Origin of the sequence: Halonatronum saccharophilum DSM 13868 (genome assembly GCF_000517025.1) — a bacterium.
Classification (GTDB): Bacteria; Bacillota; Halanaerobiia; order Halobacteroidales; family Halobacteroidaceae; genus Halonatronum; species Halonatronum saccharophilum.
Map to the genome: position 1 here is coordinate 39,619 of NZ_KI912092.1, position 20,900 is coordinate 60,518.

General features: G+C 34.3%; 23 protein-coding genes and 3 tRNA genes. All 26 read right to left on the bottom strand.

Features of this window, described 5'->3' with window-relative positions:
• Positions 1-30 precede the first annotated feature (30 nt).
• Positions 31-107: transfer RNA gene (locus tag HALSAC_RS0102220), tRNA-His, on the bottom strand.
• 29 nt (positions 108-136) lie between these two features.
• Positions 137-213: transfer RNA gene (locus HALSAC_RS0102225), tRNA-Arg, on the bottom strand.
• Between the two features lie 191 nt (positions 214-404).
• Positions 405-481: transfer RNA gene (locus HALSAC_RS0102235), tRNA-Pro, on the bottom strand.
• A 154-nt stretch (positions 482-635) separates the two neighbouring features.
• Positions 636-1,121 carry a metallophosphoesterase family protein gene (locus HALSAC_RS0102240; RefSeq protein ID WP_245579417.1) on the bottom strand — a complete coding sequence of 162 codons (486 nt, stop codon included), beginning with the start codon at positions 1,119-1,121 and terminating at the stop codon, positions 636-638.
• Positions 1,114-1,710: an RdgB/HAM1 family non-canonical purine NTP pyrophosphatase gene (rdgB, locus tag HALSAC_RS0102245; protein WP_027338896.1), complete on the bottom strand. Its 597-nt coding sequence runs from the start codon at positions 1,708-1,710 to the stop codon at positions 1,114-1,116. Before rdgB ends, HALSAC_RS0102240 begins: the two co-directional genes overlap by 8 nt.
• Before the next feature lie 2 nt (positions 1,711-1,712).
• The gene (rph, locus tag HALSAC_RS0102250; protein ID WP_027338897.1) at positions 1,713-2,459 is read right to left on the bottom strand and encodes a ribonuclease PH; all 747 of its coding nucleotides are present in this window, start codon (positions 2,457-2,459) and stop codon (positions 1,713-1,715) included.
• 216 nt (positions 2,460-2,675) lie between these two features.
• Entirely contained in the window at positions 2,676-3,215 is a 540-nt protein-coding gene (locus HALSAC_RS0102255) for a Fe-S-containing hydro-lyase (RefSeq protein ID WP_027338898.1), read from the bottom strand.
• Positions 3,216-3,330: 115 nt separating this feature from the next.
• Positions 3,331-4,176: a fumarate hydratase gene (locus HALSAC_RS0102260; protein ID WP_027338899.1), complete on the bottom strand. Its 846-nt coding sequence runs from the start codon at positions 4,174-4,176 to the stop codon at positions 3,331-3,333.
• Between the two features lie 128 nt (positions 4,177-4,304).
• Complete coding sequence (locus HALSAC_RS0102265) at positions 4,305-5,045, bottom strand: MBL fold metallo-hydrolase (protein ID WP_027338900.1); 741 nt, start codon at positions 5,043-5,045, stop codon at positions 4,305-4,307.
• 118 nt (positions 5,046-5,163) lie between these two features.
• The gene (locus HALSAC_RS0102270; RefSeq protein WP_027338901.1) at positions 5,164-5,985 is read right to left on the bottom strand and encodes a hypothetical protein; all 822 of its coding nucleotides are present in this window, start codon (positions 5,983-5,985) and stop codon (positions 5,164-5,166) included.
• A 462-nt stretch (positions 5,986-6,447) separates the two neighbouring features.
• A complete protein-coding gene (locus HALSAC_RS0102275; protein ID WP_156924120.1) occupies positions 6,448-8,442 on the bottom strand; it encodes a TRAP transporter permease in 1,995 nt (664 codons plus the stop codon).
• Entirely contained in the window at positions 8,439-8,936 is a 498-nt protein-coding gene (locus HALSAC_RS14815) for a DUF1850 domain-containing protein (RefSeq protein WP_051412044.1), read from the bottom strand. The genes HALSAC_RS0102275 and HALSAC_RS14815 overlap by 4 nt, the downstream gene beginning before the upstream one ends.
• A 73-nt stretch (positions 8,937-9,009) precedes the next feature.
• Positions 9,010-9,960 carry a TAXI family TRAP transporter solute-binding subunit gene (locus HALSAC_RS0102285; protein WP_035571170.1) on the bottom strand — a complete coding sequence of 317 codons (951 nt, stop codon included), beginning with the start codon at positions 9,958-9,960 and terminating at the stop codon, positions 9,010-9,012.
• 472 nt (positions 9,961-10,432) lie between these two features.
• Positions 10,433-11,305 (bottom strand): shikimate dehydrogenase, encoded by an 873-nt coding sequence (locus HALSAC_RS0102290; RefSeq protein WP_027338904.1) that lies wholly within the window; start codon positions 11,303-11,305, stop codon positions 10,433-10,435.
• A gap of 80 nt (positions 11,306-11,385) precedes the next feature.
• Positions 11,386-12,294 (bottom strand): DMT family transporter, encoded by a 909-nt coding sequence (locus HALSAC_RS0102295; RefSeq protein ID WP_027338905.1) that lies wholly within the window; start codon positions 12,292-12,294, stop codon positions 11,386-11,388.
• Positions 12,288-12,782, bottom strand: coding sequence for a nucleoside recognition domain-containing protein (locus HALSAC_RS0102300; protein WP_027338906.1), 495 nt, complete (start codon positions 12,780-12,782; stop codon positions 12,288-12,290). The genes HALSAC_RS0102295 and HALSAC_RS0102300 overlap by 7 nt, the downstream gene beginning before the upstream one ends.
• A gap of 22 nt (positions 12,783-12,804) precedes the next feature.
• A complete protein-coding gene (locus HALSAC_RS0102305) occupies positions 12,805-13,218 on the bottom strand; it encodes a nucleoside recognition domain-containing protein (RefSeq protein WP_027338907.1) in 414 nt (137 codons plus the stop codon).
• Positions 13,219-13,443: 225 nt separating this feature from the next.
• Positions 13,444-14,175 (bottom strand): hypothetical protein, encoded by a 732-nt coding sequence (locus tag HALSAC_RS0102310; protein WP_027338908.1) that lies wholly within the window; start codon positions 14,173-14,175, stop codon positions 13,444-13,446.
• A 181-nt stretch (positions 14,176-14,356) separates the two neighbouring features.
• Entirely contained in the window at positions 14,357-14,839 is a 483-nt protein-coding gene (locus tag HALSAC_RS0102315) for a flavodoxin domain-containing protein (RefSeq protein WP_027338909.1), read from the bottom strand.
• 44 nt (positions 14,840-14,883) lie between these two features.
• The gene (locus HALSAC_RS0102320) at positions 14,884-16,038 is read right to left on the bottom strand and encodes a hypothetical protein (RefSeq protein ID WP_027338910.1); all 1,155 of its coding nucleotides are present in this window, start codon (positions 16,036-16,038) and stop codon (positions 14,884-14,886) included.
• Between the two features lie 64 nt (positions 16,039-16,102).
• The gene (locus HALSAC_RS0102325) at positions 16,103-16,501 is read right to left on the bottom strand and encodes an FMN-binding protein (RefSeq protein WP_035571173.1); all 399 of its coding nucleotides are present in this window, start codon (positions 16,499-16,501) and stop codon (positions 16,103-16,105) included.
• Positions 16,502-16,547: 46 nt separating this feature from the next.
• Complete coding sequence (locus tag HALSAC_RS0102330) at positions 16,548-17,369, bottom strand: hypothetical protein (RefSeq protein WP_027338912.1); 822 nt, start codon at positions 17,367-17,369, stop codon at positions 16,548-16,550.
• Positions 17,370-17,407: 38 nt separating this feature from the next.
• Positions 17,408-17,998 carry a TetR/AcrR family transcriptional regulator gene (locus tag HALSAC_RS0102335; RefSeq protein WP_027338913.1) on the bottom strand — a complete coding sequence of 197 codons (591 nt, stop codon included), beginning with the start codon at positions 17,996-17,998 and terminating at the stop codon, positions 17,408-17,410.
• A gap of 339 nt (positions 17,999-18,337) precedes the next feature.
• Positions 18,338-19,111 carry a DUF368 domain-containing protein gene (locus HALSAC_RS0102340; RefSeq protein ID WP_027338914.1) on the bottom strand — a complete coding sequence of 258 codons (774 nt, stop codon included), beginning with the start codon at positions 19,109-19,111 and terminating at the stop codon, positions 18,338-18,340.
• A 126-nt stretch (positions 19,112-19,237) separates the two neighbouring features.
• Entirely contained in the window at positions 19,238-20,212 is a 975-nt protein-coding gene (locus tag HALSAC_RS0102345) for a DapH/DapD/GlmU-related protein (RefSeq protein WP_027338915.1), read from the bottom strand.
• A 160-nt stretch (positions 20,213-20,372) separates the two neighbouring features.
• A complete protein-coding gene (locus HALSAC_RS0102350) occupies positions 20,373-20,876 on the bottom strand; it encodes a phosphatidylglycerophosphatase A family protein (RefSeq protein WP_027338916.1) in 504 nt (167 codons plus the stop codon).
• Positions 20,877-20,900: the final 24 nt, after the last annotated feature.

Consider the following 20,900-nt stretch of genomic DNA (forward strand, 5'->3'; position numbering starts at 1 on the left):
ACACACTTAGATATATAAGGGTGATTAAAATGGGGTGGATAATGGGATTCGAACCCACGACCTCAGGAGCCACAATCCTGCGCTCTAACCAACTGAGCTACATCCACCACGATATTTAATTAATACTTAATTTAAATGGCATGCCTGGGAGGATTCGAACCTCCGACCTACGGCTTAGAAGGCCGTTGCTCTATCCAGCTGAGCTACAAGCACACAATAAATTAATGGATATGGGAATCCGGACTAGATCCGGTGACTCCCAGCTCGGAAGGATGGTGCTCTAGCCACCTGAGCTACTCCCGCGCATTCATTTAATTAATAGTTGATAGTGGATAATTGATAGTAAATAAATAGAAAAATTATAGACTATCAATTTTAAATTATCGATCGTCAACTGATTTTAATGGTAGGAGCAGCAGGATTTGAACCTGCGACCCCCTGGTCCCAAACCAGGTGCGCTACCAAACTGCGCCATGCTCCGATACTTAATTTATCACTTTTTTCCTAGCGACATCTAATAGTATAACCAAAAAGTATAATAAGGTCAAAAACAAAAAACCCGCTTAAAGTTGATTAAACGGGTTTATCTTTTAATAACTCATTTTTTATATCAAAAACTACCTTTTTTAATATTATTAAAAATCACAATGCTTATACTTTATCCCCTCATTATTTATCTCAATAACACCATAAGAAGGAGGCCAACCATCCCGAGGTAAACTTATACTTCCAGGATTAAAAAAAATAACTCCATCCTCTTTTTGAGCATAACGACAATGAGTATGACCAAAGATAACAATATCAGCCTCTACCTCTTTTGCTCTATAATATAACCTATCTATCCCATACTTAATATTATATTTATGACCATGCGTCAGAAGAATTACCTTCCCTCCTACTTCAAAGACTAACTCTTCACTATAAGTACTATTAAAATCACAGTTACCCCTTACTGCTAAAACCTTAAAATCACCTTTTCTACTTTGAACTTCCTTTAAATCACCTACTACATCACCAGCATACAGAAGATAATCAACTCCTTTTAAATCCTTTACGACCTTAGCCATCCTTTCTCCTCTTCCGTGGGCATCACTAAATACAGCTAATTTCATCTTAATCATCCAAACCTTTTCTTAAGAATTCTTTTAACTCAACTAAGGCGTTGGCCCTGTGACTTATCTCATTCTTAATTTCAGCTCCAATTTGAGCAAAGGTCCTCTCATATCCTTTGGGTATAAAAAGTGGATCATAGCCAAAACCTTCTTCCCCTTTTTCTTCAAAGCCTATACTTCCATAACATCTTCCTTCAAAAATTTCCTCTCTACCATCAGTAAATACTAGAGCTATAGAGGAGATAAAGTAGGCTGATCTCTCCTCTACGGGAACTCCTTTCAATAATTCAAGTAATTTCTTATTATTTTCTTTATCAGTTGCTCCTTCACCAGCAAAGCGTGCAGAATATACTCCCGGCTTTCCATCTAGTACATCTACAACCAAACCAGAGTCATCAGCTAAAGTGGGCATCTTTGTATATTCACAAATCTCTCTAGCCTTCTTTAGGGCATTTCCTTTAAACTCTTTACTATCTTCAACAACCTCTGGTATATCTCCTATATCTAGCTTAGATATGAGATCTATATTATTACCCTTTAAAATCTTCTTCATTTCTTCTATCTTATGTAAATTTCCTGTTGCTAAAAAAAACTTCATACCTATTCCTCCTCAACCAACTTCACTTTATCACCTAAAGCATCCTTTTGAAGATCAACTAACTCTTTAATCCCTTTATGGGCCAACCCTACTAACTCAAAGAGGTTATCTTTTGAAAATGGACTTTCTTCTCCTGTACCTTGAACTTCAATCACTCCACCCTTACCAGTCATAACCATATTCATATCTACTTTGGCATTAGAATCTTCACCATAGCAAAGATCTAACAACAATTCATCATCAACAATCCCTACACTTACTGCTGCTACAAATTCATTTACTGGAACCTTCTTAATCATCCCTTTATCTAACATATGAGACAGTGCATCAATCAAAGCGACAAATGCTCCAGTAATTGAAGCTGTTCTAGTACCACCATCTGCTTGAATAACATCACAATCAATCCAAATTGTTCTCTCGCCAAGAGCTTTTAAATCAACAACAGAACGAAGAGCTCTCCCAATTAGCCTTTGTATCTCTTGGGTCCGACCACTAAGCTTACCTTTTGCTGCTTCTCTAATATTCCTATTTTGAGTTGCCCTAGGTAACATTGAGTATTCAGCAGTCAACCATCCTTTACCTTGACCACGTAAAAAATAAGGAACTCTATCTTCTACTGAAGCATTACAGATAACCTTTGTTGAACCTGCTTCAATCAAAACAGAGCCTTCTGCATATTCTGTATAATTTCTAGTTATCTTTATATCACGCAACTGATCTTTACTTTCTCTTCCATCTACTCTTATCATTATAATATCTCTCCCTTATAAATTCTTATAGTAATATAGTTAACTAGCTACTTGCTACTAGTTACTTGCTATTGGCCAAACCTCCACCATTAAAGTAGGGTTTAATGTTACTTAGCTAAAAGCCAACAGCTAGAGGCTAGCAGCTAATAAAGCTATGGTTTATTACTATTATTCTTTCAATAAAACAAAATAATTATCCTCTTTATCCTAAACCTCTTAGACAGCCTCTCTATTATATAGGTTATTCCCTTTACTGTCTATTACACAAATTAAAGGTAAATTATCAACCTTTAATTTTCTTACTGCTTCTGTTCCTAAATCTTTATAGGCTATCACTTCAGCCTCTTTGATTGATTTGGCTATTAAAGCAGCAGCACCACCAATAGCAGCTAAATAAACTGCTCCTTCTTCTTTCATTGTATCTATAACCTCTTGGTTTCTAGCACCTTTACCAATCATAATCTTTAACCCTTCTTTTAATAATCGTGGAGCAAAGGGATCCATTCGATAACTGGTCGTTGGCCCGGCAGAACCAATGACTTGCCCAGGTTTTGCTGGACACGGGCCAACATAATAAATCCCTTGGCCCTCAAGCTTAAAAGGTAACTCTTCACCTTTATCCAAAGCTTCGATCATTCTCTTATGAGCAGCATCCCTACCAGTATAGATTATCCCAGATAATAATATTCTATCTCCTGCTCTTAACTCCCTAACCTCTTCTGTACTAAGAGGAGTAGTCACTCTAATCTCTCCCACTTAAATACCTCCCTTTTATTTCAATTGATAATTGATAGTGGACAATTGATAGTTAAAAGGCTTAAAATAATTTTACTCTTTTAACTATCGATTATCAATTCTCAACTATGAATTCTTATAAAACGATTTCCTTATGCCTTGCCACATGGCAATTAATATTAACCACTACTGGCAGGCCAGCTATATGGGTTGGGAATGTTTCAATATTAACAGCTAAAGCAGTAGTAATTCCACCTAACCCTTGTGGTCCAATATCCAAAGCATTAACCTCTTCTAAAAGTTTTTCTTCTAACTCCTTAAATTTATCATCATTATTATGTACTCCTATTGGTCTAAGTAATGACTTTTTAGCCAAAAGTGCCGCCTTTTCTACAGTTCCACCAATCCCTACCCCAACTACAATAGGAGGGCAAGGGTTTGGCCCAGCCTCTTTTACAACCTTTAGTACAAATTCTTTTAGACCACCTACTCCATCAGTAGGTCGCATCATCTTTAATTGGGACATATTCTCACTGCCAAAACCCTTAGGTGCTACATTAATCTTTAGCTTATCCCCAGGAACTATCTCAGTATGAATTATAGCAGGAGTATTGTCTTCAGTATTTTTTCGATCTATTAAAGGATCCTTTACAACAGACTTTCTTAAATAGCCCCTCTCATAACCTTCTCTAACCCCTTTATTTATAGCTTTATATAAATCCCCTCCAACAACCCTTACATCTTGTCCTAATTCCAAAAAGACAACTGCTATTCCAGTATCCTGACAGATTGGAACCTCATCCCGCTTAGCAATCTTAGCATTTTCAAGAAGTATCTTTAATACCTCCTTTGCTACAGGATTATCTTCCCTTTCATAACCCCTCTTGTATTCCTTTATTATATCATCACCTAAATTATAGTTCGCATCAATACAGAGCTTAGCAACTTCATTACTAATATCTTCAACCCTTATCTCTCTCATAAAATCCTCCTTTGAATTACCCCTACGCCTTCAATAAAATAATAAGATATTTAAGCTAAACCTCTATACTTATTATTTGCCCAAAATTTAAAGAAATCCTTTATTATAATCGATCATTATAGATTTTATCAAATATTATATACCCCATTAATATTGGCTAATTCAACATCAACTTCTCCATTTTCTATTTCTTTATCAATATCTGATTTTTTATAATATGAGCCCAAATGTGATAGCAGTAATTTATTTACTTTAGCCTTTTTAGCAAAGTTTATAGAATCTTTAACTGTCATATGACCCATCTTCCTCTTATCCTTATCTCTTTCTAATAAACTAGCTTCAGCTATCAATAAATCTGACTCTCTAACAAAACCTATTAACCCCTCATCCCAGCCTGTATCTGCAGTATAAGAGAGGGACTTGTCTTCTTTAAGCGCTTTCATAGCATAACACTCTTTAGGGTGGTTACTCCTCTTAAAAGAAAAATTCAAATCACCAAAATTTAATTTAGTATTTTCATCTATCTGATTTAAATAATATTCTTCCTTCACCTTAGATCTAAGATAATCTAATTCTCTTCCCTCATCAAATGGAAGGTACACTGCCAATGCTTCTTTTCGTTTGCCTCTTTTTATGTCTAACATTATAGCATAATGAAGTGGCAAGAGGTCTAAAAAATGATCCTCGTGTAGATGGGAGATGATAATAGCAGTTATTTTATGATAAGGTATAACTTTATTTAATCTTTCTAAAGTACCAGGGCCAACATCTATTAAGATATTCTGACCTCCATCTTGTAAAAGATAACTAGAACACCCTCCATCCTTAGTAGGAAAAGGGGAACGATTTCCTAAAACAGTTAACTTCATTTTATACTCCTCCTTCTTTAAATTTCATTATTTAACATAACCTTCTTAGCTAAATTTTATTGCTATTAAAAAGGTTTGCTTCAATTTTAAAATTGAAGCAAACCTTTTTAATAACCTTCTAAAAGCCAAAGCTAAACTTAGCTGTTATGGTAGGACCCGAAAAGTTCTCAACTAGATCATCAACTTTAGTTCCAAAAATTTCAGCTTCCCCACTTAAATTATAAGTCAACAAATAGCCTGCTCCTAACTCAACTCCTGTAAACCCACCCAGTTTATAATATAAATCTACCCTAGGTTCAAAGAGAATAAAGCTACTCTCAAGGATACTACCAGCAGGATGATTAATAACATCTTCTGCATTATCAACCCTTCTATGACGCATCTCTAGCTTAGTACTACCTCCTCCAAGTAAAGCTCCAAAGGCGATATCTGTTCTTTTAGTAGCAAATAAGCCTTTTTGGTACAAAAACCCACCATAATTAATCTCTAAAGCAGCTCTTTTTTCTCCATCACTTGAAGAAAGCTTACCGCTTAAACCATAACCTCCAATTCGGCTCCCCTCTCTTGAGCCAATAACTCCACCACCACCAAATAAAATCATATCCTCACTTAAAGCTTTAAATTTAGCATCATCTCCAGTTAATACTTCATTTAAAGAGCTTAAATCCAACCTCAATAAACCAAGCATTGGACCACCATTGGCCCTGAAATTATCAAAGACAAATTCTAATTCAAAATTTTCATCAGAGTCTGCTAAAAATTCTTCCCCACCAACTCTGATTACCTTCCCCGACTCTTTATTATTAACTTTATCATCTTCATTAAACTCTATAACCTTTACATATTCATTGGCTTCATTGGCCCAAACATCTTCTCCACTAAAACTTAGTACTATTAGCATTGATAACACAATAAATAAAACTACTATCTTTTTCTCCATCAAACCCCCCCTTTTTTACCTATTAATTTCTCTTTACAAGATAATTCCCTATATAAAAATATAACTTTTTCTGCCTCCTAATCATTTACCTGAAATATCAATATTACCTGTAGAAGCCTCTATACTTAAATTTGCTTTACCTTCTCCTATAAAACTATCTAACTCTTTCTCCTCAAATTTATAAGCTTTTAACTCTAACCCGTTAAGGTTTAAATTGCCTGTATTTGTCTTAGCCCTTAATCTAAGAGATGGATCATAAAGCCTAAGGCTTATAAGAATATAAAAACCAATAAAATAATTTTTTATACACTCTATCTCCTCCCTAAGTTTCTTACTTACTTTAATATTAATTTCAATTACTTATATTGTCAACCTTTTTCTAAAGTTATCTACAACTTTCAAAAAAAGCATATTTTCTTAACAATAAAAAAAGAGTATCGCAATTGCGATACTCTTAATAGCTTATATCCCTTCTTCAACTAAAGATCCTATATTATCACTTTCGCTTTTTTGCATAAAGTAAATAGAAGCTAAAATTACAACACCTATAATATCACTTCTCCAATCAGGAATTAAAAGAGTTAAAGCACTAACTAGCAATAACATCCTTTCTACACCTGTAGTCTTTCTCTTAAAATAACCTAAAATACCTCCTGATAAAGCAACTATACTAAAAATCGAAGTCCCAACTATCGTAATTATAGATAAAAAATTTGGCCCTGCTGCAGAAGCAGAATCAAGACCCTCAATAAATGCTGGGTCAATTAATAGTAATTGTGGTGAATAAGCAAAAGCAAAAGGAACCACAAAACCAGCTGCAGCAAGCTTAATGGCTGTTATACCAGTTTTAAAAGGATTAGCTTCTGCAATTCCAGCTCCAGCATAAGCAGCTAAAGCAGCTGGTGGAGTAAGATCTGCTACAACACCAAAATAAAGTACAAATAAGTGAGCAGCAAGTACAGGAACCCCAAGCTCTACTAAAGCAGGTGCTGCCATAGAAGCTAAAACAATATAAGTAGCTGTTGTAGGCAAACCTTTACCCAATATAGTACAAGCTATCATAGTATAGAATAGGGCTAAGAACAAACTTCCACCGGCTAAACTCACTGTAAGAGTTGCTAACTGTAATCCTAATCCCGTTAATGTAGTAACACCAACAATGAATCCAACGCAAGCACAAGCAATTGCTACACCTAGTGCACTTCTAGCTCCTTTTTCAAGAACATCTAAAAGCTCCTTAAAGGACATTCTTGTATCCTTTTTCCAGAAGCTTAAAAGATAAGCTAAAACTATACCTACAAAAGCTGCCCTTAAAGGAGTATACCCTCTAAACAGATAATAAAATATAGTCACTAATGGTATAGCCATATGACCTCTTCTTTTTAAGACATCCTTTACTTTAGGAATTCTCTCCTTAGGCATAGGTTGTAAGCCTAATCTTTTAGCCTCAAAGTGAACCATAAAACCAACAGCTAAATAATAAAGCAAAGCTGGTAAGATAGCCGCTTTAGCAATTGCAACATAAGGAACTCCAACAAATTCAGCCATAATAAAAGCTGCTGCTCCCATTATCGGAGGCATAATTTGTCCTCCTGTAGAAGCCGCTGCCTCTACTGCTGCAGCAAAATGAGGTTTATACCCTATACTTTTCATCAAAGGAATAGTAAAGGAACCCGTAGTTACAGTATTACCTACAGAACTTCCCGATATAGAACCCATTAACCCACTAGATAAAACAGCCGCCTTAGCAGGTCCACCAGCAGTTTTTCCAGTCAAAGCCATAGCTAAATCTATAAACAACTCCCCAAGACCTGTCTTCTCAGCAAAAGAACCCAACAAAAGAAATAAAAATACAAAGGTAGCTGATACACCTAAAGGTATACCAAATATACCCTGATCCGTAAAATACATATGACTTCCGATTCTACTTAGTGAATAACCTCGATGAGCCAACATCCCTGGCATATGCGGGCCAAAGTAAGCATAGCCCAAGAAGATAACTGAAATTGCAGGAAGTTCCCATCCTACTACCCTTCTTGTAGCTTCTAAGACCAATAAAATTGCTAGAATTGACATTGTCCTATCCAAAGTAGTGTAGACTCCTGCTCGTCCAACCAATGCTTCGTAATTGACAACTAGATACATAGAAATAACAAAACCTAAAAAAGCAAGTACTACATCAAGATAAAAAACCTTCTTACTATCCTTATACTTCTCACTTGTAGGATAAAGTAAGAATATCAATACTAAAACAAAAGCTAAATGGACAGCCTTCTGTTTTAAATCAAGTAAAACTCCAAAACCTGCAGTATATAAATGAAATAAAGACATAGCAGCTGCAATAATCGTAACAGCAATTGCCATTCTTCCTTTAAATTTTCTAAATCTACTTGTAGGATCGAAGGTTTCTAATAACTCCTTAGCCTTCTTATCCTTCTTATTATTTAACATCTTCATAATAAATCTACCCCCAATCTTAGTCTATCAAAGAAACTAAAGCTACTAACTTTAATTTCAACAACCCCCTTAACCTTTTCGTATAAATGGTATTCCTTACTATTAAAGACCAGCTTATGCTTAGCATAATTTCCTACCCTTAAAGGAATAAGACCTATTACCTTATTGATATCTCTAACTTTAAGGAAGCCTTCCTCTAATAAGTACTCACCTGGTAAATCATCTTCTGAAAAGGGCAATCCAGCTCCATAACTTTGATAATCGGTACCATACAAGATCAACTTACACCCATCAACTTTAAAATACTCTAATACAGGAGTTAGATGAACTGAATGGGTATATCGGATAATAAATTTACTACCATCATAAACTTTTGAGTTCCATATTATATCTCCACTCTCAAGCTCTCTAACTATCAAGAAAGTTTCATTAAAACCTAATAATATACCAGCTAGTAAAAAAATAATTAATATAATTAATAAATATAACTTCATAAAATTGATAACCGGACATTATAAAAATGCCCGGCATCCCCCCTTCAAAAATCAGAGATAACTTTTAATAAACTTAATTAACTTCATCAAAATACCTTTGAGCACCTGGATGCATAGGTACTGTCATTCCATCTTGAGCAGTATCAATTGTTATATCGTTGGCCCTATTATGAGCTCTAATTAACCTATCTCTATTCTCAAAGATTACCTTAGTAATATCATAGACTACATCATCTGATAATTCTTCTTGAACAACCAAAGTGGCTTGTAAAGCAACAGTACTTACTGCTTCATCTTGACCACGATAAGTCCCAGCTGGCACCTCAACACCAGTCAAGAAAGGGTACTCACTATTTAAAGCATCTATTTGGTCTTGACTCATACTTAATAATCCTATATCTTGTGTAGCTGCAACATCCATAACAGCTGAAGTTGGAATACCTGCAGTTATAAAAGCTGCATCTATTTGACGATCTGATAACCTTCCAGCTGCTTCTGCAAATGAAAGATAATCTTGTCTAATATCATCATAAGTAATACCAAAAGCGTTTAAGATTTGTTGTGCATTAGCTTCAGCCCCGCTTCCAGGAGCACCTACAGCAATCCTCTTACCTCTTAAGTCATCTATAGTCTCAATCCCAGCACCCCTTCTAACAACAATCTGAATAACTTCAGGATAAAGAGTTGCAATACCTCTAATATTTTCAACTCGATTGTCTTCAAATTGTCTCTCTCCATTATATGCATAATTTGCAATATCATTTTGAATTATAGCCAACTCAACCTCTTCATTCATAATTAGCCTAGAGTTCTCAACAGAAGCACCAGTAGATTGGGCAGAAGTATTTACACCATCAACCTCATTATTTATAACCTCTGCTATAGCTCCTCCAAGAGGATAATAAACTCCAGCTGTCCCCCCTGTGGCAATTGATATAAACTCTTCATTTGCTGAACAGCCTACTAAAAATAGCGAAACTGACAATAAAATTGCTATAACTACTCTCTTCTTATTAAACTTCATAATACCATTCTCCCTTCTCAATTATTTATTATATTATTTAAAATTTATAGTAGATGGCGGTTGGCCCACCATCTACTATAAGAGATAACTCTATTATTTAGATCTCCTTATTTAAAAAGTTTTTCTTTTGGCTATGTAAGAAATTCAAATGAAGCCTAGATTACTTTTATGAGTAATTTAGAAAATTATAAATAAGTATATACAGAACTATCTTTTATTGGTTAGGAATTCGCTGATACAATTATATACTACCTAACAAACAATGTCAAGTATTTATTTTTCATCTTTAACCTCTTTAAACTTCACCCCCTAAGATTAACATAGGTATGTTATATCACCTTGAATTATCGAAAGACTAATACTTAATAACTCACATCAACAGAGAAATTTAAATTTAAATGTGAAATCAGCAAACTAAATTAATTATTGCCAACTTAGCTTACTGATCCTCTATTCTAAAGCTTATCAACTTCTAAGAAAATAATCCCCTCTCTAAAGCCTTTCTCATAACCTTAACTGGAGCCTTTTCTCCTGTCCAAATTTCAAAGGCGATTGCTCCTTGATAAAGAAGCATACCTAAACCACTAACACCCTTGGCTCCTACTTTTTTTGCTTCTTTTAATAATACAGTCTCCTTAGGATTATAAACCAGATCGTAAATTACCTGGTTAGAATTTAAAGACTCACTACTTAAGATAGGGGATACATCAACCTTTGGAAACATACCTATCGGTGTTGCATCAACAATTAAATCGACCCCAGCAGCTATTTCCTTAATAGAAGCTACTGACTCAACCTTTAGAGCCCCTAACTTAGACTTAACATCAGAAGCCAAATCATCTGCTACTTTAATATCAAGATCATTGATGAAGATCTCCTTAGCACCTTCTAATCCTAATTGAAAGGCTACTGCCCTTGAAGCACCACCTGCTCCGATTATTAATACAGATTTTCCCTTTGGATCAAACTCTCCCTCTTCTCTAAGAGATCTAATAAAACCCCGACCATCTGTATTATGCCCTATCAATTCCCCACCTTTATTCTGGATGGTATTAACAGCCCCAATCAACTTAGCCTCTTCTGATAATCTATCTAAGTAAGGTGTTACTTGCTCTTTATGCGGTATAGTAACATTAACACCACTCATCCCTAACCCTTTAATTCCACAAACAGCTTCCTTAACGTTATCTACTTCCACCTCATAAGGTAAGTAAATATAATCAAGCCCTAGTTCCTTAAATGCAGCATTGTGCATTGCCGGTGATAAAGAATGTTCTACTGGATATCCAAATAACCCTGTCACCTTCACCTTCGATAAATCTAACTCTAATTTAGTCTCCTCCATACTCTTCTCCTCCTTTAAAGTTCAGTTAATAGAGAATATTTAATAAATTAAATCAGAAAATTAAAATTCTTTATTTTGTACTATTTATTCTCTACTGTCTGTAATTTATTAATTATTAAGCTCTCCTTAAACCTAATTTGGGCCAACACCATGCCTAAAACAATCAACCCACCTCCAAAGTAAGCTCTCGGTGAGATTAATTCTCCTAAAATAGCATAAGAGAATACACTCCCAAAGACAGGCTCTAAGGAAAAGATGATGGCTGCCTTAGCCGGTGTCGTCTTTTCTTGGGCCTTATTTTGAATAAGCAAGGCTATTGCCGTAGCAAAGAGTCCCATATAGAGAATGTTAGCCCAAAGCAAAGAACTATTTATTGATACAACCCCCCCTCTAAACACTGCTAAAACCCCACTTAATAAAGCAACAACCCCTATCTGAATAAGGGCCAACAATATGGCATCATTAAACTTTACATATTTGTCAACAAATAATATATGCAAAGCAAAGGATAAGGCACATAAAAAGATCAAAAGATCTCCATAGTTTAAACTAGCTACACCATCAAAACTTAAAAGAAATAACCCTCCAGTAGCAAAAATAACTCCAAAGCAAGTGGAAAGAGACAACTTTTTCTTAAAAAAGATAGCTCCTAGAAAAGGTACTAAAACCACTGATAAACCTGTTATAAATCCCGCCTTAGAGGCAGTAGTATACCTTAATCCACTAACCTGCAAAGCAAACCCTAAAAATAGAACAACACCTAAGTTGGTCCCGGATTTAAGTATATTAACATCAATCTTCTTTAACCTATTAAAGAAGAGAAGTAAGAGGATAAAAAAAGCCAGCCCAAATCTTAAAGTCAAAAAATAAAAAGGTCCAACATCATCAAAGGCCCCCTTCATTAAAGCAAAGGTACTACCCCAAATACTAACTACAAATAATAAAGCCAAATCAGATCTCAACTTACTATTAAAAAATCCATCTAGCATCCTTTACCTCCCTGACAAAGATCTACTTCTTCTAACCCATTATTAATTATACTTCCTCTAGTATACCTAGCATAAACTAAAGTAACTATAAGAGCCAAAAGCATTCTTACTGTCAGTATAATAAACCAATTACCACCAATTGCTATAAATAATAAAGTATCTTCAATTACAGCATGACAGATCGCTAAGAACACTCCTACAATCATAAGTTCTCTTGAAGATAGTTTGTCTTCATCTACAATCTTTAATAAAACTCCTGCACCATAAGTCAGACCAAATATCTGAGCAACTACCAAAGGTAGTCCAGCCTCTTTAGGAAGATCAAAGTGCTTGACAAAGGGAGTAAATAATTTCGATATCCTATCTAGTATACCTAAATCTTCTGCTAACTCTACACTTATTAAAAGAGGAAAGATAATTATTGCTATTCCTGTTAACATATCAAACCCACCAACGAAGACCTCTTCAAAAAATAGACCCCATTCCATAAAACTTCAACTCCTTGTAATCTTATAATATTAAATTTAATAAAACACCAGCAAATAAAGAAGCAGCTAACCTCAATATAGTTAGAGGAACTACTTTAACTCTCATCTTCTTCATTACTGCACCTTCAATGATTAAACTATGGGCCAACCCCAACATCGCCCCTAAAATAGTAACTTCCTTCAACCCTAAATCCAAACCAACAATTACAGCTATTGCACCATAGATATTTAGAAGATACCCTGTCAACAGGGCCAAAACAGCCTCTCCTGGAAGACCAACTATCCTCATTAAAGGACTAAAGAAACCGGCTAAATAATTTATTACACCTGTATACTTTAAAAAGGTTACCACTATGTAAACAGGAATGATTATCTTCACAAGCTCTAAATAGGTGAAAAATGCTTTCCTTCCACCTCTTTTAATAGCATTTATCATTTTATTCAATCCCCTTTCAAAGTTACTTATCTTATTATTTTATAATATAGAATTCTAGGTGTAAAGAGATATAATAATTAAGTGTCAGTAGTCTGTGTCAGTGCCAGTGAAATTCAAAACCTAATAAACCTATAGTTCTTAAGGTTTTACTGACACTGACTACTGACACAAACACTAGTAATAAAGTTAATATCTAAAAAGAAAAATGATGGCCTAGGCCATCATTTAAAATCTAGTCTCAACACCGAAGAATAAACCCTCTGTGCTTCTATTGATATTTGTTAAATCTGTTAAAGTGGTTCCATTAACCTCGATGGGAATACTAGAAAAACTTGTACTTTGTATAGAACCTTGGCTTTTTCTATAACCGATGTTGGCCCTTAAATCATCAGCAACCCTAAAGGAGAGACCAGCCTGCAAAGAATAACTTTCATCACCTCTAAAATTCCCTAAATCACCTACTTCTATATTAGGAGAAGAGATATTATAATCATTTAATAGACCATACTTATAATTTGCAAATAAGCCAATATGCCTTGTCAAGTTATGTTCAACCTCTCCAATTAAGTTAACACTTTGCTCTTGAATATCAAATAAACCTTGTCCAAATATATCAGTAGAAAATAGAGATTGATTAACTCCAGCCCCTAAACTCAACTTACTCCTATCATTTTCAATAAAATTCCTTATCAAAGACAAGTCAGTATTCTTTAAGTCAGAATTTATATACCCCCTATTATCACCAAAGGCATAGCTTCCTTGCAAAGTAAATCCTTTATTTAGATTTACCCTACCATTCACCTCTCTAAGACCTAAATCGCCTTCTAAACCACCACTGAGATTTTGTTGAGAGTTAAAGTAATTAAAACCCATTCCAAAACGATCTCCTGCATAAAGATTAGTAGAACCTACTAAAACCATTATTACTGTCAAAATTACTGCCCATCTTGCTTTCATCTTTGCACCCTTTCTAATTATAGACTTATATTATTAATTTTATCGCAAAACCCTTCTAATGAAAAGATGTAAATATTAGAAATAAAGTCAAATACTCAAAGCTCGCGATAACTCTAGTTATCACGAGGTTTTTACTGACACTCCCAATAAAGCTACGCTTTATTACTATAATCCTTCACTTTTATACCGATATAAATTCCTCTGCAAAACTCTTGATATTCTCTTCATTAATCTCAGACTTGCTCTCATTTACCTTTGCCATCATCTTGATAACCAACTTAAATAGGAAGTTCATCTTCTTAAAATCATACTCATAACCAAAATAGCCCTTTGCATCTACTTTATCCACTAATTCATCTTCAAAAACGGTTACTAACTGCTCATCTGCCCTCTCTACATCTCCACAACAGAGAAATAATCCTAGTCTCTTCTCTAATAAGGCACCCATATTCTCTTCACAGAACTTCTTAACCCGCCTTTGAATATTTCCTGCGTAGATTGAACCACCAATAGCTACAGCTTCATAATCATCTAAGTTCAAACTCTTTAAATCGTCCTTCTTCAGATTAAATAACTGAGCATCTTCTCCTATAAATTCCGCCAACCTCTTTGCTGCCTTCTCTGTAGCACCATACCTCGTTCCATAAGCAATTAATGTTTTCATCTATATTCCTCCTTTTATTATTAGTGCTAGTAAGGAAATAATCTTCATTCTTTTATCTCCCACTTTGAGTTCATTGTAACTTGGTCACCTTCTAAGTTGATTCTCGCAGTCCAGTTATAAGGCTTGGGCCAATCCTTGAAGAAGTCTGAACCAAAGAAGTATATGAACCTAAGCTCCCATTTGCTTATCTTAGGCTTCCATCCACCACTAGGATTAATCTCTATTAATACTTCTTCTCCAACTCTATCTATCTGGTAGTCACCACTTATACTCCCTGCTTTCTCTCTACTTGTTGATACAAGAAACTTACCGCTTATGATAACCCCGTCCTTTAAGGCTATTATATCTGGTATAGCAGGTGAAAAATCAATCCTTAACTGGTGTTCTCCTTGGCTAATACTCATTCCTTCAATCTCATAATAGCCGTTATTCTCTCTAATACTATAACGAACATCCTCATCCCAAACCTCTCCATCAGTCCTTGGCCCTAAAGGTGATAATGACCCTTCATAATCCGCATTCCATTCTACTAAAAAAGGATCTGATGAGTAACGTGTAAAGTAACACCTTGACCAATCCAAAAAGAAAGGAAGATTTTCAACCTCTTGCTTCTTTCCAGCAATCTTTATTATACTTTCTGTCCCTGCACGCCTGACAAAATAAAAATCATATAAGAAGTAAAGTGGCAAATAAGAAGGGTTTTCTGAGCTTCCCCCTACCGGGGCCAACAAATCAAATGGTTTAATAACTTTATCACCCTTCTCTTTTATCCTTGCCTCAACCTCTCTTCCCTTCTTATCTTCAAAAGAAAAGTAAAGGTCAACTCCCTTTGAATTAATCTCAAATTTAAAGTCTTCCATATCTCTCTCCAAAAAATTAGCCAATCCCTTGCCAGCAACATCAAGGTTGTCCACAGAAAGCATACTAGGCTGTTGATAAACATCAACAAAGCCATCATTACGCCAAGCTATTATCCTCAACTTACCATCTATTATCTGAGGTTCAAGGCCTGAATAGATTTGATCTGACCCTTCTTCGAAATTTATTAATAACAGCTTATCCATAGAGCTAAACTCTAAGTTAAAGGGAGAAAAGATAACTCCACTAGGCTCTTTATCATAAATACTTTGGCCCGCTTTAACTTTAGCTGAGAATATAAACATTAAAAGCAATATAATTAAAAATGATACTCTATTCATCCATATTACCCCTTTACTATTCTAGATTATTAATCTACATTTAAAATAATCTCTCCATTAGATATTACTTCTCGACTATTCCATTTCTAAGAGAATTTTCAGTTGCTTTTAATATAGTCTTACTGCTTATTGTAGCTCCACTAATTACATCAACTTCTACTGTCTGCTCTGCTAAAACATCTTCAGTAATTGCTTCTGCCTTACTTCCTCTCCAATTCTCATGACTTAAAATCTCAACATCCTCAATTTGATGGTCTCTAACTTCTACTGCTACTACTACCACTACTTCTCCAGCAGTATGCTCACCTTTATATCTCCCATCCTGCACCTGACTTAAATCAACATCTTCAATGTGGGTATCTGCTAAAATCCCTTCTACATCTACATCTATACAGCCAACTAAAAGACCAGCCAACATAATTCCCATTAATAAAATAAATCCTTTTTTTCTGATTTTTGTCATAATTTATCTCTCCTTTTTGTTTTTATTTCCTAACTTTATCTAACTCTCAATAAACATCTTTGACTGATTTCATACTCTTTAATAAATAAACTAAAAAGAAAGTACCTCCTACCCAAATCAAAAGATAAAAAGGCATCAAAGGATCTAAGCCTTCCGAAATAGAAGTGAATACCATAGCGATTAAAGCCAATCCATAAGTACTCATTTTAAATAACATAATAGCTGATAATATAAAACCCCATGCGTTAGCCTTTAATAATAAAACTGCACTTAATATCATAGTCGGTAAGAGTATTGATAAGTCAATAGCAAAAATTATACTAGTTCGCCATTCATAATTAATAATATGCTCAGGCAACTGCCCAGTACTAATAAAGTTAATTATTTGAATAAAATTTACAACAATTAATGATCCAGCAATAAAAAACATAAAACCACCTATCCATTTAACAGGTAGATTCTCATTAAATCTTTGGCTAATTTCTTGAACATCAACCTTTATTAAAGCAAAAATAATAGCATAAATTGATGCTGAAACTAATACTACATAAAGTAAGAAAAAGTTGTTAAATGCACAGGCAAATAAATAAAACATATAATTATAAAACATATAAAACAAACTACTTAACCAAAGTAACTGTCCTTTATATGAGCCTTTCATTGTAAAAAAAAGTGCCCCTATCATTAAAGGAATCACAACCACCAATGTTACTAGATCATTACCCAAGCCAACACTTTGACTGTAGGCATTATCTTGATAGAGATCTTCCATAAAAATTCCACCTACTGATGTTATAATCGCCAAGACAATAATAATAATAGATAAAATAAAAGAAACCTTAAATTTACTTTTTAACATGTTATCCACCGTTCTATTTCCCCCTTATACATAATTTTTTTCATAATTTAATTTTTTAGTAAATACTCAACCTCCCTTATTATCTTTTCTATCACATCTTCTCCTGTCATTTTAATACCTCTTCCTTTGATAAAGAATAATAGATTTCCATGAATAGAGTTAGCTATTAACCCTAATAAAATATCTACCTCTTCTTTACTTATTCCCTTTTCTTTAGCATACTCTTCTAAATTTCTTGCTGATGATTTTACCACCTCTGGCAAATAATCTTCTGCTATAATCTCTTTTGGGGGAATACCCAAATCCTCAAGAAATAATAATTGATATATCTTAGGATTTTCAATAAAAAATTGTGCATATACCTTAGCTAAATTAATTGACTTCTCTTTTGGAGTACTGTACTTTTTCATCTCTTTTAATAACTCTTTTTTACAATCATCAAAAAAATCCACCACACAATAAAATAACAATTGGTTTAAATCTGTAAAATAATTATATAAGGTTCCTGGGGCATAACCTGCAAGATGAGCTACCTTCTTTACGGTTAAATTTCCAACCCCTTCTTCTTTAACAATCTGCTTAGCCGCCTCAATGAAATACCCCCTCATCCGCTGCTGCTGAATTTCTTTTCTATCCATTGATTCCATCTCCTTATCTTTACTAAGTAATTTATATGTTGGTTTGAAGTTGAATTGTATAGTAATATAGTTACAGTTGATAATTGTCAATTGATAATTGATAGTTAAAACCTTAAAAACCAAAGTTCTTGTAAGGTTTTGACCTTAACTATCAATTATCAATTTGAAAAGTGCAACTTTATTACTATTAAACCACATCATAAATCGCATTCACCTTTTGAATGCTGTTCATAATATAAATATACTTCATTAAACTTGTTTTGTCAATACTTTCGGTAAAATATACCCAAATAAATAGAGTATGTTAACTTTAAAGTTAACATACTCTATTTAAAGATTTTAAATTTCTCCAAGTATCCTATTCTTATCCAATCTCCAAATAATAAATCCCCCAAGAACAAAGCCTATAATCTCTAATAATCCAAGGCTATCAGGAAGAACACTCCTCATAGAACCCAATATTAAACCTGTTAAGAAAGCCATTACTGGAGAATTATATCTATTTAATAGATAGGAAAGGGTCCATGAAAAGATTAACAACCCAACTCCCACTCCAAAACCAAATACTAATAAGACAATTATATTCAATGTACTAATAGCCTCTAATACCCCTTGATAAAGACCTAGCATAATCAACAATGTTCCCCCACTAACTCCTGGAAGAATCATTGCTATACTCCCTATAGTTCCACCAAAGAAGAATCGGGCCAAGGATATATCACTAGTTAAAACAACTGTATCTATATCAATTGAATAAAAATAAGTAAATATTAATCCTACTATAGCAAGGAAAATAGACTTGAAATTAAAATTTTCCACCTGATCTGCCGTTATCTTACTAGAAGCAAAGATAAGACCTAAAAGAAGGGCCAACATAAAACCCCTAAGATTACTCTCTAATAAACCAATAATCAATTTAGAGCTTACCCCTACCCCAATGACTGCACCGATACCAATAGGTATGAGCATTCTTAAATTAAGGTTTTTAATACTGTTTATCAATCTCTCATAAATCCTTAAAATCAAAGCTACAGTACCCCCACTAACCCCAGGTAAGGTATTGGCCATACCAATAGGGATACCTTTAATTAAATACTCCCAAAATCCCTTCATACTACCTCCTTTTATAGTTTACAGTTTAAAATTGACAATTGATAGTTAAAAAACTTAAAATCAAAAACTTATAACCTTTAGTTTCTATATTTTAATCTTTATATTTTTGATCTTAACTATCAATTGTCAACTATCAATTTTCAATTGCTCGTTATACTTTGTTTGCAAAAACTTAAGCAACTTCTTTTCAGCCTTATATTCATCTACTGGCTTAGCAGGTGACCCAATTACTGTAACTTTAGGTGCAACCTCTCTTCCATAAGGAACTGTAGATCCCGAACCTACTGTCGCTTCATCGCCTATGGTTGCAGTATGTACTACAGAATTAGATCCAATCATAACCTTAGACCCAATCTTACCACCGACAATAGCTCCACTACCGATAAAACTTCCAGAGTTTATAACAGTAGATATAACTAATCTATCTTCAGCACTCTCTAGAGTAGCCTTCTTCCTACCTACATTGAATATCCTAGCCATCGGGCCAATTCTAATATTATCCTTAATATCTACATTGCTCTCAATATTAGCTGCTGTACCAATGGAAACATCATTACCAATATTAACGTTGGCCCTGATAGTGACATTCTCTTCAATGGTAACATTATCACCTATCTTTACATTATTACCTATGATAGCACCAGTTCCTATATGACAATTATCACCAATCTCAGTCTGCCCTCTAACAACTACGCCACTACCTATAAAGGTTCCTTCTCCAATACTAACCTCTTCTTGTAAAATAGCATTTCCTACCACCCTACTAAAAGAACCTATAGAAACACCATCATATAACTCAGCCATAGAACTTACACTAGCTTTAGATGCTAAATCTATATCCCTTACCTGTTGATATTCTCTAGGATTTTCATACTCTAAAACTGGGAGAACAGTAATTGCTGGATCAAGGCTACTCTCTTTTATCAAAGATAGAACCTCTTCCTTATTTTGACTTGGAATAATAGTAGAAAACTCTACCTTACGACCATCACTCTGTCGAACAACTTTAACAGAATAATCAATCTTATGATAGTTAAATATCTGACGCAAACGATAACTTATTGTTCCCCTTATTGTAGCAACTATTTGACAATAATCCATATCTTCACTCCATTCCAAGAAAGCAAATTTATAAGAATAAAGCATAGCTTTATTCTTATAGAATCAGGAACCTGGAATCTAGAATCAGTAAAATTATTTTTAAATCTTTTACCCTTTATGATCTTACTGATTGCCTATTCCTGATTCCAGACTACTAAACTTATGATACCTCTTTTTCTTCCTTCATCTTTGCTTCTTTTTCATTTCGCTTTTGGTGAGCAATTCTAGCCGAAGCTGCTGAAGCAATACCAGCTACTAAGTCATCTAAGAAGGTATTAACCTTGTCATGGTTTGTATCTAACTTTTCCATTATCCCAAACTTGTTCTTATCTAAATACCCAAAACTGGTAAACCCAATGGTTCCATATATGTTAGCAATAGCTAAAGCCAAGCTCTCATCTACACCATATAAAGGTTCATCAGATTTAATTATACTGGACAAAGGTTCCTCTATATGTCCTTTTTCAGTAAGTTTATCTAAAGCTATCCCTGTTAACAGGGTATATTGTACCTCTCTTTTTTCTAATACTTTATGAACTGATTCTAAACATTCATCAATACTTAAATTTTCACTATAAGGTTTTTGTAGAGTGTATACTATATCTGCTACTGCCTTTAATTTAACTCCTCTTTCCTCTAAACGTTCAATTATTATATCTTTCATAAATCCCCCTCCTATAAAATTAAT